Genomic DNA, 14,246 nt, shown 5'->3' on the forward strand with positions numbered 1-14,246 from the left:
TAATTAATACCCCCTGAAAACCACGGTAAATCAGTCATCTCCCTGTGAATTTTCAAGGTCTTTCTTCACAGCCGGCTTGGTGGCAACGGCCCCTGCCCGCTTTCCCATGCCGAAAACCGGCTTCCACTTTTGCCTGACAAAGTTTCTCCATCGTTTGTCGGACGGCAAAACCGGCTTCCACTTTTGCCAGACAAACTTTCTCCATCGTTTGTCGGGCGGCAAAACCGGCTTCCACTTTTGCCTGACAAACTTTGCCTGTCGTTTGTCGGGCGGCAAAACCGGCTTCCACTTTTGCCTGACAAACTTTGCCTGTCGTTTGTCGGGCGCAAAACCGGCTTCCACTTTTGCCTGACAAACTTTATGCCATGACATGAAACCCGCGACGGATCCGGAAACAAGGCATGGCAGATATTATTTCCACTCTCACCCGGCCCGATGAGGCGATTGCTGCGGCCCTGCCGCTGCTTCAGGCCGGGCAATGCCTGGCCATTCCCACGGAAACGGTCTATGGCCTGGCCGCCGATGCGACCAATCCTGAAGCCATTGCCCGGATTTACGAGACCAAGGGCAGGCCGCGCTTCAATCCGCTGATCTGCCACATGGCAGACCTGGCCATGGCCGAGCGTCATGCCGTGTTCGATCCGCTGTCGCGGAAGCTTGCCGAGCGCTTCTGGCCCGGACCGTTGACGCTGATCCTGCCGCTGCGGCCGGAAAGTTCCATTCACAGCCTTGCCACGGCAGGGCTGGACAGCGTGGGCATTCGCATTCCCAAGGGTCTGACGGGCCGGTTGATTGCCGCCTTCGGCAGGCCGCTGGCCGCCCCCAGCGCCAATCGTTCGGGCCGTATCAGCCCCACCAGCGCCGCCCATGTCGCTGCCGATCTGGGCGAGAGGATCGCGCTGGTGCTGGATGGCGGCGCAGCGCCCGTCGGCGTGGAATCCACCATACTGAAGGTGGAGGATGGCGCCATCCGCATGTTGCGTCCCGGCGGGCTGGCCGCGGAAGACATCGAGGCCGCCACGGGTTGCACCGTTATCCGCCCGCAAAAGGCAGGCGCCATCATCGAGGCGCCGGGAATGCTGGCCTCCCATTACGCCCCCGATGCCGCCGTGCGGCTGAATGCCACCCATGTCGAGCCGGGAGAGGCACTGGTCACATTTGCCGGTTTCGCACCGGCGGGCATTGAAAAAGCGGCTCTGGTGCTCGATCTCAGCCCTGCGGGCAATCTTGCCGAAGCGGCGGCCAATCTTTTCAGCTTCATGAAGCTGGCCGATGCGAGCGGCGCCCCGCGCATCGCCTTTGCCGCCATTCCGATGAGCGGCCTCGGCGAGGCGATAAATGACCGTTTGCAGCGCGCCGCCGCGCCGAAGACCTGAGGTGACAGAATGAGCGAACAGCCTTCCTCCCCCGCCGTGCTGGAACGCATGATCGCCATTGTCGGCGCCGCCAATGCCGTGACGGATGCCGAGGGCATTGCACCCTATCTCAAGGAAAGCCGCGGGCTTTACCACGGCGCCTCGCCGCTTGTGCTTTTGCCGGCAAGCACGGATGAGGTTTCGAGCATCATGGCGCTCGCCAGCCAGACCGGCACGCCCATCGTGCCCGTTGGCGGGCGCACCGGCCATGTCGGCGGACAGGTGCCGCGCGAAGGCTCCCGCGACGTGCTGCTATCGCTTGCCCGCATGAACCGCATTCGCGACATCGATCCGCTGGACAATATCATCATTGCCGATGCAGGCTGCATTCTGGCCGATATTCAAAAGGCGGCAGAGGCGGTCAACCGGCTCTTTCCCCTGTCTCTCGGCTCGGAGGGCTCCTGCCGCATCGGCGGCAATCTTGCCACCAATGCCGGTGGCACCGCCGTTCTGGCCTATGGCAACATGCGCCAGCTCTGCCTGGGGCTGGAGGTGGTGCTGCCCACCGGCGAGGTGTGGAACGGCCTGCGCCGCCTGAAAAAGGACAATAGCGGTTACGACCTGCGCGACCTGTTCATTGGCGCGGAAGGCACGCTCGGCATCATCACCGGGGCGGTGCTGAAGCTTTTCCCACGACCGCTCGGCCATGAAGTGGCCTTTGCCGGACTTGCCTCGCCCGAGGCTGCCCTTTCGCTGTTCGAAAAGGCAAGCGCGCTATGCGGCCCTGCCCTCACCGGCTTCGAACTCATGCCGCGCATTGGCGTGGATTTTACCACCCGCCACATTTCCGGCGTTCGCGATCCGCTTGCCACCCGCCATGACTGGTATGCGCTGATCGACATTTCCACCAGCGACAGCCCCGAAAGTGCAGCATCCATGATGCACGCGGTCCTGGATGCAGGCCATGCCGCGGGTCTTGTGGAAAATGCCGTGATTGCCGGTTCGCTGGCCCAGCAACAGGGGCTGTGGCACATGCGCGAAAGCATGTCGGAGGCACAAAAGCCCGAAGGCGGCTCCATCAAGCACGACGTTTCGGTGCCTGTTGCCCGCATTCCCGCCTTCATGCGCGAGGCGGCAGAGGCGGTGATGGAAACCGTTCCCGGCGCACGTATCTGCGCCTTCGGCCATCTGGGCGACGGCAATATCCATTACAACATCAGCCAGCCCGTGGGCGCCGACAAGGCCGAATTCATCGCCCGCTGGCGGGAGGTCAATGCCGTGGTCCACCGCATCGTGCTGGCGCATGGCGGCTCCATCTCCGCCGAACACGGCGTGGGACAGTTGAAGCGCGACGAACTGGAGGCAACACGCCCGGCCATCGAAACCGAGCTGATGCGCCGTATCAAGGCGGCTTTCGACCCGGCAGGCATCATGAACCCCGGCAAGATGGTCTCGCCCGGATGACAGCGCCTCTCGAACTCACCTTCCGCATCGATTTTCCCAACGGTCTGCGGCTTGGTCCCGGCAAGGTGGCGCTGCTCGGGCTGATTGCCGAAAAAGGCTCGATCCGCTCCGCCGGAGAGGCTCTCGGCATGTCCTATCGCCGCGCCTGGCTGCTGGCAGACGAGATCAACCGCATGTTCGTTGAAGCCTCCATTACCACCCGCCACGGCGGCAAAAGCGGCGGCGGGGCCTTTCTCACCCCCTTTGGCGAGGAATTGCTGGCGCGCGCCCGCCGCATGGAAGAGGCCGCCCGCAATTCAATCAGCGACGATCTTTCCTGGCTTGCCAAGGTCGCGACCTAGAGCATTTTCAGGAAAAGTGGAAACCGGTTTTCCGTCCGGAAATGCGTAAAAACAAACAGCTTTAAAGTGTTACAGCGTCCTTTGTGCGTTTGATAAAACGCACGGCGCAGTAGAGCGTGGCTGCGGAAGAATAGTCCCGGTCTTCAAGCCTGGCGGAACAGGCCGCTGGCTTCAATGGCCACCGCCTTGAAGAACAGGGTCACGGGCGTGCCTTGCGCAAGGCCAAGCATGTGCATGGATTGCCGCGTGACAGTGGCGCGGATTATATCGCCTGCGCAATCCACATCGACCGTGACGCTGGCATCCGCTTCTCCAAGCCTTTGCACCGCGCCCGAAATCCGGTTGAGCGAGGAAAGCGCGCCCTGCACGTCGCGCCCGACAATGACATCGCTGGCGGGCAGGAAAATCCGGATTTTCGTGCCGGGCGGCAAGGGCGAGCGGCGAAGAAACAGGGTTCCGGCCCGGCAGCGCGCCAGCGTCACGCCCTCACCCTCGTCATGCCCGATGATTTCGGCCTGGATAAAGCTTCCGGCGCGGCTATCCCCCAATTCGGGCAGGGCCTGCTGCGGCTCAAGAAGCTCTGCCCTGCCTTTTTCCATCGTGACGATCCGGCTGGCAAGCCGCGTCATCTCGGCCAGCGAATGCGTGACGTAGAGGATCGGCACGCGGGCCTCGTCGCGGATACGCTCCATATCGGGCAGGATCTGCTGCTTGAGATCGTGATCGAGCGCCGAAAGCGGTTCATCCATCAGCAACAGCCGGGGGGATGCCATCAACGCCCGCCCCAGCGCCACCCTTTGCCGCTCGCCGCCGGAAAGGGCGGCAGGCATCCGCCGCAAGAGCGGCGTCAGCCGCAAAAGATCGCTGATACGTTCAAGGCTCTCGCGCGCTGCGCCTTTCGGGACAAACCGGGCGCCATAGCGCAGATTGGCGGCAACGCTCATATGCGGGAAAAGCCGTGCCTCCTGAAACACATAGCCAATGCGGCGGCGATGCGGCGGCACGAAATGCCCGCCTCCGGCATCGCTCCACACATGCTCGCCAAAGCGGATATGGCCTGCATCCGGCGACAAAAGACCTGCAACCGCATTGACCATCGTGGTTTTGCCCGAACCGGAGGGGCCGAACAGCACCGTCAGCCCCGGCCCGACCTGAAAACGGGCGCAGAGCATGAACTCACCCTGTTGGTGGCGAATATCGATGTCGAGCAGGCTCATGGCGCAATCCGTTTCGCCAGCCGCCGCGCCAGCACCTCCGACGCCATCAGCGCCAGAAACGAGAGCGCCACGGATACCAGCGTCAGGCGAAGCGCGCCCGCCTCCCCGCCCGGCACCTGGGTATAGCCATAGATGGCGGCGGAAAGCGTCTGCGTTTCGCCCGGAATATTCGACACGAAGGTGATGGTGGCGCCGAATTCGCCCATGGCCTTGGCAAAAGCCAGCACCGCCCCCGCCGCAATGCCGGGCAGGGTGAGCGGCAGGGTTATGGTGAAGAACACCGCCACCGGCCCGGCCCCAAGGGTGGCGGCTGCCGTTTCCAGCTTTCGGTCCACAGCCTCCAGCGAAAGACGGATAGCCCGCACCATCAGCGGAAAGCCCATGACGGCGGCGGCCAGTGCCGCCCCCGTCCAGCGGAAGGAGAAGGTAAAGCCGAACCATTGATCGAGAAACGCGCCCACCGGGCCGCGCCGCCCAAAGGTGACGAGCAGAAGATAGCCCGTAACCACCGGCGGCAGAATAAGCGGCAAATGTACCAGCCCATCCAGAGCCACATGGCCGGGAAAGCGCCTCCGGGCCAGAAGCCAGGCGATCGCGACGCCAAAGGGCAGCGACAGGGCAACGGCGCTGCCCGCCACTTTCAGCGTCAGCAGCAGGGCGGTGATGTCTTCCGGTGTCAGGATCATCGGCAGCGCCGCATCGCTTACTGCGCTTCGTTCAGCAGCGTGAAACCGGCAGCGGAAAATACAGCGCCCGCCTTTTTGCCTTGCAGATAGGCGAGGAAAGCCGCCGCCTCCTGCGAATGCGGGCCTGCGGTCAGGGCCGCCGGATAAATGATCGGCGGATGACTGCCTGCCGGGAAGCGATCGAGGATCTTGACGCCCGGATCGACCTTCGCATCGGTTTCATAGACGATACCGAGCGGGGCCTCCTGCCGCGACACTAAAAGCAGGGCGGCGCGCACATTTTCCGCCTGGGCAATCTGATCCTTCACGCCCGGCCAGAGGCCAAGCTTTTCGAGCGCCGCCTTGCCGTAAATGCCCGCCGGCACCGATTGCACCGCTCCCATGGCCAGCCGTCCGCCTGAAAGCGCCCCGGCAAGGTCCATGCCGGGCGCGATGGCAAGCTTTGCCTGCGACTGGCTGGCGGCAATCAGCACCAGCCGGTTGCCCAGAAGGTTTACCCGGCTTTGCGCATCGATCCGCCCGGCCTTGTCGAGATAATCCATCCAGTCGAGATCGGCGGAGACGAAAAGATCGGCAGGCGCGCCCTGTTCGATCTGCCTTGCCAGCGCCGAACTGGCGGCAAAGGACAGCTTGACCTCCGTGCCGGTCTCGGCCTTCCAGTTAGCTGAAACCTTTTCCAGCGTTTCCTTGAGGCTTGCGGCGGCAAAAACCCTGACCGCATCGGCGGCAAACAGCGCCTGCGCGGAAGAAACCAGCATGACAACCGCCAGAAAACCAGCGCGAAACAAGGACAACATGTCCACCCCCTGATCGATATATCCGAATGGATATTTCGGTAGCCGAAGCAGAGCCGCAGGGCAAGCCCCGCGGCTGGTTTTCACGCGGAAGAATCAACCAAGCGCGTTGACGGATTCCAACATGCTGGCGCTCACGCCGCTGGACGACGAACCGCCCAGAAGCGTCAATGCCGTGCTGGCGGCGGAGGTGTCGGAGCCTGTGCCATTGGCCAGATCATACATGGCGGCAAAACGCTGGAGGAATTTCTTCTGTTTGTCGGGATCGGTCAGATCCTTGAGATCGAGGTTCTTTTCGACAAGCGCCTTCTGCTTTTCCAGATCCATGCTGCTCATTTCGGTGGGCAGGCTGAAGGTGGTGCGGAACACTTCCAGCAAGGCCTGATCGCCGAGAATGTCATAGGCAGAGGTGATAGTGGGCGCCATGCGCTGCCAGTAGAGCGCCAGCCGCACGCCCGCATTGCTGTCGCCCTGCTCGGTTTCCATGGTCTGGTGCAGATAGAGGTTTTCGGTGGAAAGGATTTCCCCGCGCGTCTGGATGCCCTTTTCCGTATCGTGTGACAGTTTGCCGTCCTTATCGAAATTGAAGGAGGCGACGAATTCGGCATAGCGTTCGTCGCTCTGGCTGTTGGCAAAGCTTTTCGGGTCGGTAAGGTCGGAGGAGAAGAGCTGTTTCAGCATGTCGTCGCTGACATCCTTGGGATCGAGCCCCATGGAGGTCAGCACGAAATCCGTCAGCTTGCGGTCCTTGATCAATTCCTCCGACGAACGGATCTTGACGATGTTTTCCTGATAATATTTGGCATCCGCCTCGGCAGCGGTCTTGGCCGTGGTCTGATCCTTTCCGGTCAGGAACTTGGTTTTCTGAACGATGTAATCCTTGGCAATCGAGGTGATGGTGCGCTCCGACTGGGCCAGAAGCGGCACATCCGCCGTGCCGTCGGATTTGAAGTTGAAAGCCGACGCCAGGCTGATCAACCGTTTGTCCTTGGTCTTGTTGGCATAGCTTGCCGGATCGGTCATGTCGCTGGTCAGAACCTTTTTCAGCGTCGCCTTGCTGAATTCGTCCTCGCCAATGCCATAGGCCTTCATCAACATGCCGTAGATGCGCGTGTTGCTCAGGAGATCGTCCACCTTGGCGATGCTTTTCATCTGGGTGGAATAATAGCTGGTCAGGCTATCGGTGCTTTTCTGGTCGGCATCGTCGTAATTGGTGGTGTACTGGCTGGTCGTCTGGTCGAGCTGCGCGGTGGATTGCGCATTGCCGGCTGTCACCGTGCCATCGGTGGAGAAATTGAACATCTTGGCCAGAGCCGGATAGCTGCCATCGCCCTGGGTATTGGCATAGCTGTTGGCGTCGGTCAGATCGCTGGTGACGATGTTTTCGAAGGTCGCCTTCAGCATGTTCTTGTCCAGGCCAAGCGCGGTCTTGACGTAGTTGAACATGCGCGCATCGCCGGTAATGTCGGAAACCTGCGTGACGGTGGCAATCTTGCTCTTGTAATAGGCCGTCTCGCGTTCGGCCATGAAGGCGCTTTCCACGGTGGATTTCGCCTCGAGATAATTGTTCTCCACCTCATCCTTCTGCGTGGCGGTCTGGGCCGTGGTGGAGGCGAGCGATCCGTCGCTGTTGAAGGAAAAGGCCTTGGCGATGGCAAGATAGGCCGATTTGTTGGTGGTCAGCGTGTTGACATAGGAAGAGCTGTCATTGACGTCGCTGGTCAGCACCTTTTTCAGGTGATCGGCGGAATAATAGGTGGGATCGACGCCGTAAGCCGTCAGCACGATGGAGGCCAGACGGCTGTTCTTCACCAGATCGTCCACGCTTTTCACCTGGTCGATCGCGCTGTCGTAATAGGTCACGTCCTCCTTCAGCGTGTCGCCTTCCGTGGTCAGCGACTGCTTGTAAAGGCCGATCACGTCATCTTCCTGCGCGGCGGTCTGGCTGTCGGTCGTGCCCTTGGTGAAGTTGAAGGAAGCGGCAAAGTTGCGATAGCGATCATCCGTCAGCTTGTTGGCATAGCTGTTGGAATCGTTGAGGTCGCTTTCCAGCACCTTCTTCATGAAGGCCTTGGCATAGATCATGTCCTCAAGGCCGTGCGCGGTCATGGCGTAATTATAAAGGCGGTCATCGGCCATGAATTCATCGACCGAGGTGATCTTGCCGATATGATCCTTGTAATACTGCGCCTCGCGGCTGACCTGCGGCTCCTGCGACACCCGCTTGAGGCTCGTCTTCATATCGCGAGCGATGATGTCGTAGCTCGTATAGGTCGAGACCATGCCATTACTCCCGTCACAGGCTGCGCCCCACCGGCGCGGATACCGCCCTTGAGGTGCCCCACGCCTTCATGTTGGCGAAGCACCCAGATTTCGACAGGTCATCATGACCGGCAAGCCTTGCCCCTGGCTGTAGGACAGGGCATAGCTTTACACATATTAACGCCATTTCCCTTAAAAATTTGCGGGCAATCTTCAGATTCCCGTTCATCGAAATGAAACCTTGGAAAATGGCATTTCGATAACCATCCCACACGGCAAATCTTTCTTAACCGCGATTTTTAAGCGCTGCGGAACAGGGCGGCGCTATCTTCTGCCCCAGAGGACGAAAACGTCCCGGATAAGGAGCCCTTCAGACGGCTCTCAGGTAAAACAAGGGTAGCATGATGACGAACACGGTTACAAAGCCCGAATGGGCCGGAGCGACTTTCCGCCTGGACCCGGCCCGCTTTCCGCAGCAGATGAGCTATGCATTGCGCGGCACGTCCGGAGATGTCAGCATTACCGTCGATGAACGGGGTGCGGTGCTGCGAAAGATCCTGCCTTCCAGCGGCTTGCCGCTGTCATTTGCCCTTCCTGCCCGCGCCTTCAAGGGTGTGGCCGCCCGCGCCATCGATCATGGCAATGGCGACGTGACGGTGACGCTGGAGCTGCATCACGACGATCCCGAACTGAGCATTCCCCTGCTGGTGGCGCATGATCTGTGCGACATTGCCGCCGACTGGCGGGCCTGGGCGCAGGCTTTCCGCATTCCCATGCTGATGGTGGAAGCCGATGGCGTGGCCCGCCCGCTGGAAGACCATCTGGGCGAAATCCGCACGCAGCCGGCAAAGTCTCGCCGCCGCCATTCCTATTTCGCCGAACGCCGTCCGCGCTTCCTCGTGCGCCGCAGCACCGGCACTCTGGGCGTCACCATGAAGATTTCCGGCCGCGAAATCATCGCGCGAAGCTGAATCATATCGCGCTCAGCGCGTCTTATGCCAAGGCTCGAAGATGCGAATGCATCCTTGCCTTGAGGGGATTTCGAATATCTCAACTGCGTCAGAGGCTTGAGATATTCCCCATGAAAAATGCAAACATCTTCGGCCCGCTCACGGACAGACCAGAGCGGGCCTGTTTCATTTCAGGCCGCTTTACAGCGCCGCGCGTCTTGCGTTCACGCGAAAGGAATGCCGATCAGCAGACCGGCAAACAGCAATATGCCCACAGGTGTATTCATCTTGAACAGGGCAAGGCACTGGCCGGGATTGTCTATATCCAGAACCACGATCTGGTAGGCCAGCAGCACCGCTGCCGCAAGCAGGCCAAGATAGGCCGGAAGCCCGACGCCCGCGCCGATGAAGGCTGCCAGCAGCAGCAGCATCATCGAGCCGTAAAAGCCGATAAGCCAGATTTTCGTATCCGCAGCGAAAAGCCTTGCAGTGGAGCGCACACCGATCAGCGCATCATCCTCCTTGTCCTGATGGGCGTAGATCGTGTCATAGCCGATGGTCCAGACCACGGCTGCGGCATAGGTCAGCAAGGCGGGCATGGAAAGCCCGCCGGTGAGCCCGGCCCAGCCCATCAACCCGCCCCAGGAAAAGGCAAGGCCGAGGAAGAATTGCGGCCAGTCGGTAAAACGCTTGGCGAAGGGGTAAATCGCCACCACCACCAGCGAGGCAATGGCCAGAACCACCGAAAAGAAGTTGAAACACAAAAGCACGGCAAGCCCCGCCAGCATTTGCGCCAGGATGAACAGCTTTGCCTGAAGGCGGCTGACGCGCCCGGACGGCAAGGGCCGTGAGCGGGTGCGCGCCACGGCCATGTCGATCTCGTGATCGACAAGATCGTTATAGGTGCAACCGGCACCGCGCATGGCGACCGAGCCGATGAAAAACAGCAGAAGCTGGAAAAGAAACAGACCGAAATGCAGCCTACCCTGCCCCGCCAGCGCATTGGCGGCCAGCGCCGAAGACCACAAACACGGCCACATCAGCAATTGCCAGCCAATGGGCCTGTCCCAGCGGGCAAGCTGGGCATAGGGCCAGAGGGCACGCGGCAGGGTGCGATAGACCCAGTTGTCGGAAGGCGCGTCTGCGACGCGGGCGGAGGAATCGGCTGTTGTCATGCCTCCTTGATAGACCAAAGCAGCAAGCGCGAAAAGCGCAACTGTCCTCAGCGATTATCGCGCCCCCTTGCCCGCGCGTCGCCATGCCGGAAAAGCCGTCTCTTGCGGCAGGACATGCGGCTCGCCCTCTCCGGCCTCAGGCTGGAGCGTGACTTTTTCCAGCGGCGGACGGCATGTTTCACGCTCGCGCAACTGCGCCTCGCGCTGGCCGATATAGTCGCGATTGCCCGGCACCGCCATGCGCCGTTTGGTGATCTGGAGCTGGAAGATGAAGAAGTCCTCATGGCTGAAGGCCATTTCCGAACCTGCCAGATAAAATTCCCACATCCGCACGAAGGCCTCGTCGTAAAGCCTTGCCGCCTCTTGCCGTCGCGCCATGAAGCGCTGGCGCCAATGGCGCAGCGTGTGGGCGTAGTGCATCGGCAGAATTTCGCAGTCTGCCACCAGCAAGCCGCTTTTTTCGATTGCTGGCAACACCTCCGCCAGCGAGGGGATGTAACCGCCGGGGAAGATATATTTCTCGAAAAACGGGTTGTTGTAGAGTGCCGGATAGGGCTGCCCGATGGAATGCAGCACCATCACCCCGTCATCGGCCAGCAATTTTGAGAGTTTACCGAAGAAATGGCCGTAATTGGCCTTGCCCACATGCTCGAACATGCCGACGGAGACGATCCGGTCGAAGGGATCGGCCTGCATGGTCCGGTAATCCTGAAGGTCGAAACGCAGAAATTCTTCCATGCCGCGCCGGGCGGCGCGTGCGCGCGAAACCTTCAGCTGCTCCTCGCTGAGCGTGATGCCAGACACATCGGCGCCGCAAATCTCGGCAAGATAAAGCGCCATGCCGCCCCAGCCGGAGCCGATTTCCAGCACGCGCTGGCCCTCCTCCAGGCAAAGCTTTGCAGCGATATGGCGCTTTTTCGCAAGCTGCGCCTCGTCCAGCGAAATGCCGGGCGGGTTGAAATAGGCGCAGGAATATTGCCAGTCGTCATCGAGAAACAGATCGAACAGACGGCCATCGAGATCATAATGATGGGCGACATTGCGCCGGTTGCGATTGACCGGAAAAAGCCCCCGCAAACGCGCCGCGGCAATGCGCAGCAGCCCGCGCCACAGCATGGAGAAATTGAGGTCCGTAACGAGGGTATTGTCCTTGACGAGGGTCAGCAGGTCGTAGATGTCGCCCTTTTCAACGAGCATCCGGCCCTGCATATAGATTTCGCCCAGCTTGAGCTGGGCATCGCGGGCCACTTCTTCTTCAGCCCGATCGTCGAGAAAGCGCAAGGCGACAATCGGCTCGCCGCCATCCCCCATGCGTTCTGTCAAACCATCCGCACCTGTCACCTCAAGGGTTCCGCGCCGGATGATCCGCTGCAATATGCGACGTAGCGATGATGCCATTGATACCTCCAGAAGAGAAGGATTTCCGTCCGCCGGACATCACCCTATGCTCTTTGAAGCGTCTGACAAGATGCTTTTGTCACATATTTTTTAACCATGATCAGGGAACAAAACCGGGGGCGTTCGCCCTGCTCCGGCTATTTCCGCCGCATGGCTTCCGCAAGGGCAGCCCCAAGCCCGCCCATGGAGGATTGCTCGGCCTTGCGCGGCTCGCCCTTGCCGGCATGGCGCAGATTGGCATTGCCGCGATTGTCCCGCATGGACGGCGGCGGCGCTTCGCCGCCATCCTTGCGCATGGAAAGGGCGATGCGCTTGCGCTTCACATCCACTTCCACAACGCGCACCTTCACCACGTCACCGGCCTTCACCACCTCATGCGGATCCTTGATGAAGCGGTCTGCCAGTTGCGAGACATGCACCAGCCCGTCCTGATGCACGCCAATATCCACGAAGGCACCGAAGGCGGCAACATTTGTCACCGTGCCTTCAAGCTGCATTCCGGGCTTGAGATCCTCGATCTCGTTCACGCCTTCGGCAAAACTTGCCGTCTTGAAGCTCGGGCGCGGGTCGCGGCCGGGCTTTTCAAGCTCGGACAGAATGTCCTTCACGGTCGGAAGGCCGAATTGTTCATCGACAAACTGCTTCGGATCGAGGCTTTTCAGCGCCGCGCTATCGCCCATCAGCGTGCGCAGGTCACGCCCGCAGGCCGCCACGATCTTCTTGGCCACGCCATAGGCTTCCGGGTGAACGGCGGAGGCGTCGAGCGGCTCCTTGCCGTTGGGAATGCGCAAAAAGCCGGCGCATTGCTCGAAGGTGCGTGCGCCAAGACGGGCCACTTTCAGCAATTCCTTGCGGGTGGCAAAGGGGCCATTCTGATCGCGATGCGTGACGATAGCCTCGGCAATCGCCCCGCCAAGCCCTGAAACCCGCGCCAGAAGCGGGGCAGAAGCCGTGTTGAGATCCACGCCCACGGCATTCACCGCATCCTCCACCACGGCATCCAGCGAGCGGCCAAGCTTGCCCTGATCGACATCATGCTGATACTGGCCGACGCCGATCGATTTCGGCTCGATCTTGACCAGTTCCGCCAGCGGATCCTGCAAGCGGCGGGCAATGGACACGGCACCGCGCAGCGAGACATCGAGGCCGGGAAACTCCTTCGCCGCGGTTTCAGAGGCGGAATAGACCGACGCGCCCGCCTCCGAGACGATGACTTTGGTGGGCTTTGCGCCCGTGGCGGGAAGTGCTGCCAGAAGATCGGCCACCAGCTTTTCCGTCTCGCGGCTGGCCGTGCCATTGCCGATGGCGATCAGCTCCACCTTGTGCTTGCGGATCAGGCTGGCGATTTCCGCCTGAGCGCCGCGCAAATCGTTTTTCGGCTGGAAGGGATAGACAGTGGCGGTTTCCAGAAGCTTGCCGGTGCCATCCACGACCGCAACCTTCACGCCGGTGCGGATGCCGGGATCAAGCCCCATGGTGGGCCGCGATCCGGCGGGCGCCGCCAGCAGCAGATCCTTGAGATTGCGGGCGAAAACGTGAATGGCCTCCTCCTCGGCGCGTTCGCGCAGCTCACGCATCAGATCGAGCGAGAGCGAGGTGGAAAGCTTGACGCGCCAGGTCCAGCCCGCCACATCCAGCAGCCATTGGTCGGCGGGGCCTTTCGCCCTCACCTCATAGGCATTGGCGATCATGCGCTGGGCGGGCTTGATGGCGGCGGTATCGTCCTTGTCTGCCTCGATGGACAGTGTCAGCACCTCTTCGTTCCAGCCGCGCAGCATGGCCAGCGCCCGGTGGCCGGGAACCGTGGCCCAGCGCTCGAAATGATCGAAGTAGTCGGCGAATTTTTCGCCCGCCGCCTGCTTGCCTTCCACCACCTTGGAATAGAGGAAAGCCTTGTCCTTCAGATGATTGCGCAGGGTCTTCAGCAGCTCGGCATTTTCCGACATGGCCTCGGCCACGATGTCGCGCGCCCCTTCCAGCGCCGCCTTCACATCCACCACCTCAGGGCCAAGCCAGGCCTTGGCAAGCTCGGCCGGATCGCAGGCCCGATCGGCCAGAATTGCTTCTGCCAAAGGCCCCAGCCCCTTTTCGCGGGCCATCTCGGCACGGGTGCGACGCTTGGGCTTGTAGGGCAGATAAAGGTCTTCCAGTTCCGCCTTGGTCTGGGCGGCGGCAATCTTCACCGCCAGCTCGTCGCTCATCTTGCCCTGGCCGGAAATGCTGTCGAAAATCGCCTTGCGGCGGCTGCCAAGCTCGCGCAGATAGGTGAGCCGCTCGGCCAGATTGCGCAATTGCGTATCGTCGAGCCCGCCGGTCACTTCCTTGCGGTAACGGGCGATGAAGGGAACGGTCGCGCCCTCATCCAGCAGGCCGACGGCGGAAATCACCTGATCGGGACGCGCCTTGATCTCACCGGCAATGATGGCGGCAATGGATTTGATGTCGTCGGCCATGGCGATGTCTTCTCCAGTTTTTGTGGGCGGACCATAGCGTGAGATCGTGGCGAGGCAACGGATGTGCAAGACCCTCCACAGGAAAGCGGCTTTTTCCTTGATTTTTGCGGTGGCGGGCCGTAACCGCCCTTCAACGAACGTGAAGGCGCGG

The 14,246-nt window shown here is 61.1% G+C and carries 11 protein-coding genes and 1 pseudogene; 4 read left to right on the top strand and 8 right to left on the bottom strand.

The features are described from left to right. Window positions 1–30 precede the first annotated feature (30 nt). Entirely contained in the window at window positions 31–372 is a 342-nt protein-coding gene (locus tag T424_RS0107485; RefSeq protein WP_154664832.1) for a hypothetical protein, read from the bottom strand. Between the two features lie 29 nt (window positions 373–401). Here T424_RS0107485 and T424_RS0107490 point away from each other — a divergent pair, with 29 nt between their 5' ends. From T424_RS0107490 to T424_RS0107500, 3 genes are read left to right on the top strand one after another with little or no spacing between them, the layout of a single operon-like run. After that, complete coding sequence (locus T424_RS0107490) at window positions 402–1,376, top strand: L-threonylcarbamoyladenylate synthase (RefSeq protein WP_051558848.1); 975 nt, start codon at window positions 402–404, stop codon at window positions 1,374–1,376. Between the two features lie 9 nt (window positions 1,377–1,385). Beyond that, window positions 1,386–2,819 carry an FAD-binding oxidoreductase gene (locus tag T424_RS0107495; RefSeq protein WP_027487189.1) on the top strand — a complete coding sequence of 478 codons (1,434 nt, stop codon included), beginning with the start codon at window positions 1,386–1,388 and terminating at the stop codon, window positions 2,817–2,819. Further along, window positions 2,816–3,160 carry a winged helix-turn-helix domain-containing protein gene (locus T424_RS0107500; protein ID WP_027487190.1) on the top strand — a complete coding sequence of 115 codons (345 nt, stop codon included), beginning with the start codon at window positions 2,816–2,818 and terminating at the stop codon, window positions 3,158–3,160. Before T424_RS0107495 ends, T424_RS0107500 begins: the two co-directional genes overlap by 4 nt. A 143-nt stretch (window positions 3,161–3,303) precedes the next feature. On the opposite strand, the gene modC is transcribed toward T424_RS0107500, so the two are convergent. The 4 genes from modC to T424_RS0107520 all read right to left on the bottom strand — a co-directional run bounded on the left by modC (window position 3,304) and on the right by T424_RS0107520 (window position 8,140). After that, a complete protein-coding gene (modC, locus tag T424_RS0107505) occupies window positions 3,304–4,377 on the bottom strand; it encodes a molybdenum ABC transporter ATP-binding protein (RefSeq protein ID WP_037066930.1) in 1,074 nt (357 codons plus the stop codon). After that, window positions 4,374–5,063, bottom strand: a complete 690-nt coding sequence (gene modB / locus T424_RS0107510; RefSeq protein WP_027487192.1) for a molybdate ABC transporter permease subunit — start codon at window positions 5,061–5,063, stop codon at window positions 4,374–4,376. Before modB ends, modC begins: the two co-directional genes overlap by 4 nt. A gap of 17 nt (window positions 5,064–5,080) precedes the next feature. Beyond that, window positions 5,081–5,860: a molybdate ABC transporter substrate-binding protein gene (gene modA / locus T424_RS0107515; protein ID WP_027487193.1), complete on the bottom strand. Its 780-nt coding sequence runs from the start codon at window positions 5,858–5,860 to the stop codon at window positions 5,081–5,083. Window positions 5,861–5,953: 93 nt separating this feature from the next. Next, a complete protein-coding gene (locus tag T424_RS0107520) occupies window positions 5,954–8,140 on the bottom strand; it encodes a DUF1217 domain-containing protein (RefSeq protein ID WP_027487194.1) in 2,187 nt (728 codons plus the stop codon). Window positions 8,141–8,523: 383 nt separating this feature from the next. Between T424_RS0107520 and T424_RS0107525 the strand changes: the two genes are divergently transcribed. Further along, the gene (locus T424_RS0107525; protein WP_027487195.1) at window positions 8,524–9,090 is read left to right on the top strand and encodes a DUF6101 family protein; all 567 of its coding nucleotides are present in this window, start codon (window positions 8,524–8,526) and stop codon (window positions 9,088–9,090) included. 203 nt (window positions 9,091–9,293) lie between these two features. Here the strand turns inward: T424_RS0107525 and ubiA are convergent, their stop codons facing one another. The 3 genes and pseudogenes from ubiA to T424_RS0107540 all read right to left on the bottom strand — a co-directional run bounded on the left by ubiA (window position 9,294) and on the right by T424_RS0107540 (window position 14,095). Continuing rightward, window positions 9,294–10,244, bottom strand: a complete 951-nt coding sequence (gene ubiA / locus T424_RS0107530) for a 4-hydroxybenzoate octaprenyltransferase (protein ID WP_027487196.1) — start codon at window positions 10,242–10,244, stop codon at window positions 9,294–9,296. Between the two features lie 147 nt (window positions 10,245–10,391). Then, window positions 10,392–11,642 (bottom strand): annotated as a pseudogene (locus T424_RS20400) (class I SAM-dependent methyltransferase); the annotation flags it as partial. Window positions 11,643–11,779: 137 nt separating this feature from the next. After that, window positions 11,780–14,095 carry a Tex family protein gene (locus T424_RS0107540; RefSeq protein WP_027487197.1) on the bottom strand — a complete coding sequence of 772 codons (2,316 nt, stop codon included), beginning with the start codon at window positions 14,093–14,095 and terminating at the stop codon, window positions 11,780–11,782. Window positions 14,096–14,246 lie beyond the last annotated feature (151 nt).

Origin of the sequence: Allorhizobium undicola ORS 992 = ATCC 700741 (genome assembly GCF_000621665.1) — a bacterium.
Taxonomy (GTDB): Bacteria; Pseudomonadota; Alphaproteobacteria; order Rhizobiales; family Rhizobiaceae; genus Allorhizobium; species Allorhizobium undicola.

Bases quoted from the DNA above. Each gene is read 5' to 3' on its own strand.
- T424_RS0107485 (WP_154664832.1), bottom strand. From the start codon at position 372: ATGTCATGGCATAAAGTTTGTCAGGCAAAAGTGGAAGCCGGTTTTGCG.
- modA (WP_027487193.1), bottom strand. From the start codon at position 5,860: ATGTTGTCCTTGTTTCGCGCTGGTTTTCTGGCGGTTGTCATGCTGGTT.
- T424_RS0107520 (WP_027487194.1), bottom strand. From the start codon at position 8,140: ATGGTCTCGACCTATACGAGCTACGACATCATCGCTCGCGATATGAAG.
- T424_RS0107495 (WP_027487189.1), top strand. From the start codon at position 1,386: ATGAGCGAACAGCCTTCCTCCCCCGCCGTGCTGGAACGCATGATCGCC.
- modB (WP_027487192.1), bottom strand. From the start codon at position 5,063: ATGATCCTGACACCGGAAGACATCACCGCCCTGCTGCTGACGCTGAAA.
- T424_RS0107490 (WP_051558848.1), top strand. From the start codon at position 402: ATGGCAGATATTATTTCCACTCTCACCCGGCCCGATGAGGCGATTGCT.
- T424_RS0107525 (WP_027487195.1), top strand. From the start codon at position 8,524: ATGACGAACACGGTTACAAAGCCCGAATGGGCCGGAGCGACTTTCCGC.
- modC (WP_037066930.1), bottom strand. From the start codon at position 4,377: ATGAGCCTGCTCGACATCGATATTCGCCACCAACAGGGTGAGTTCATG.
- T424_RS0107540 (WP_027487197.1), bottom strand. From the start codon at position 14,095: ATGGCCGACGACATCAAATCCATTGCCGCCATCATTGCCGGTGAGATC.
- ubiA (WP_027487196.1), bottom strand. From the start codon at position 10,244: ATGACAACAGCCGATTCCTCCGCCCGCGTCGCAGACGCGCCTTCCGAC.
- T424_RS0107500 (WP_027487190.1), top strand. From the start codon at position 2,816: ATGACAGCGCCTCTCGAACTCACCTTCCGCATCGATTTTCCCAACGGT.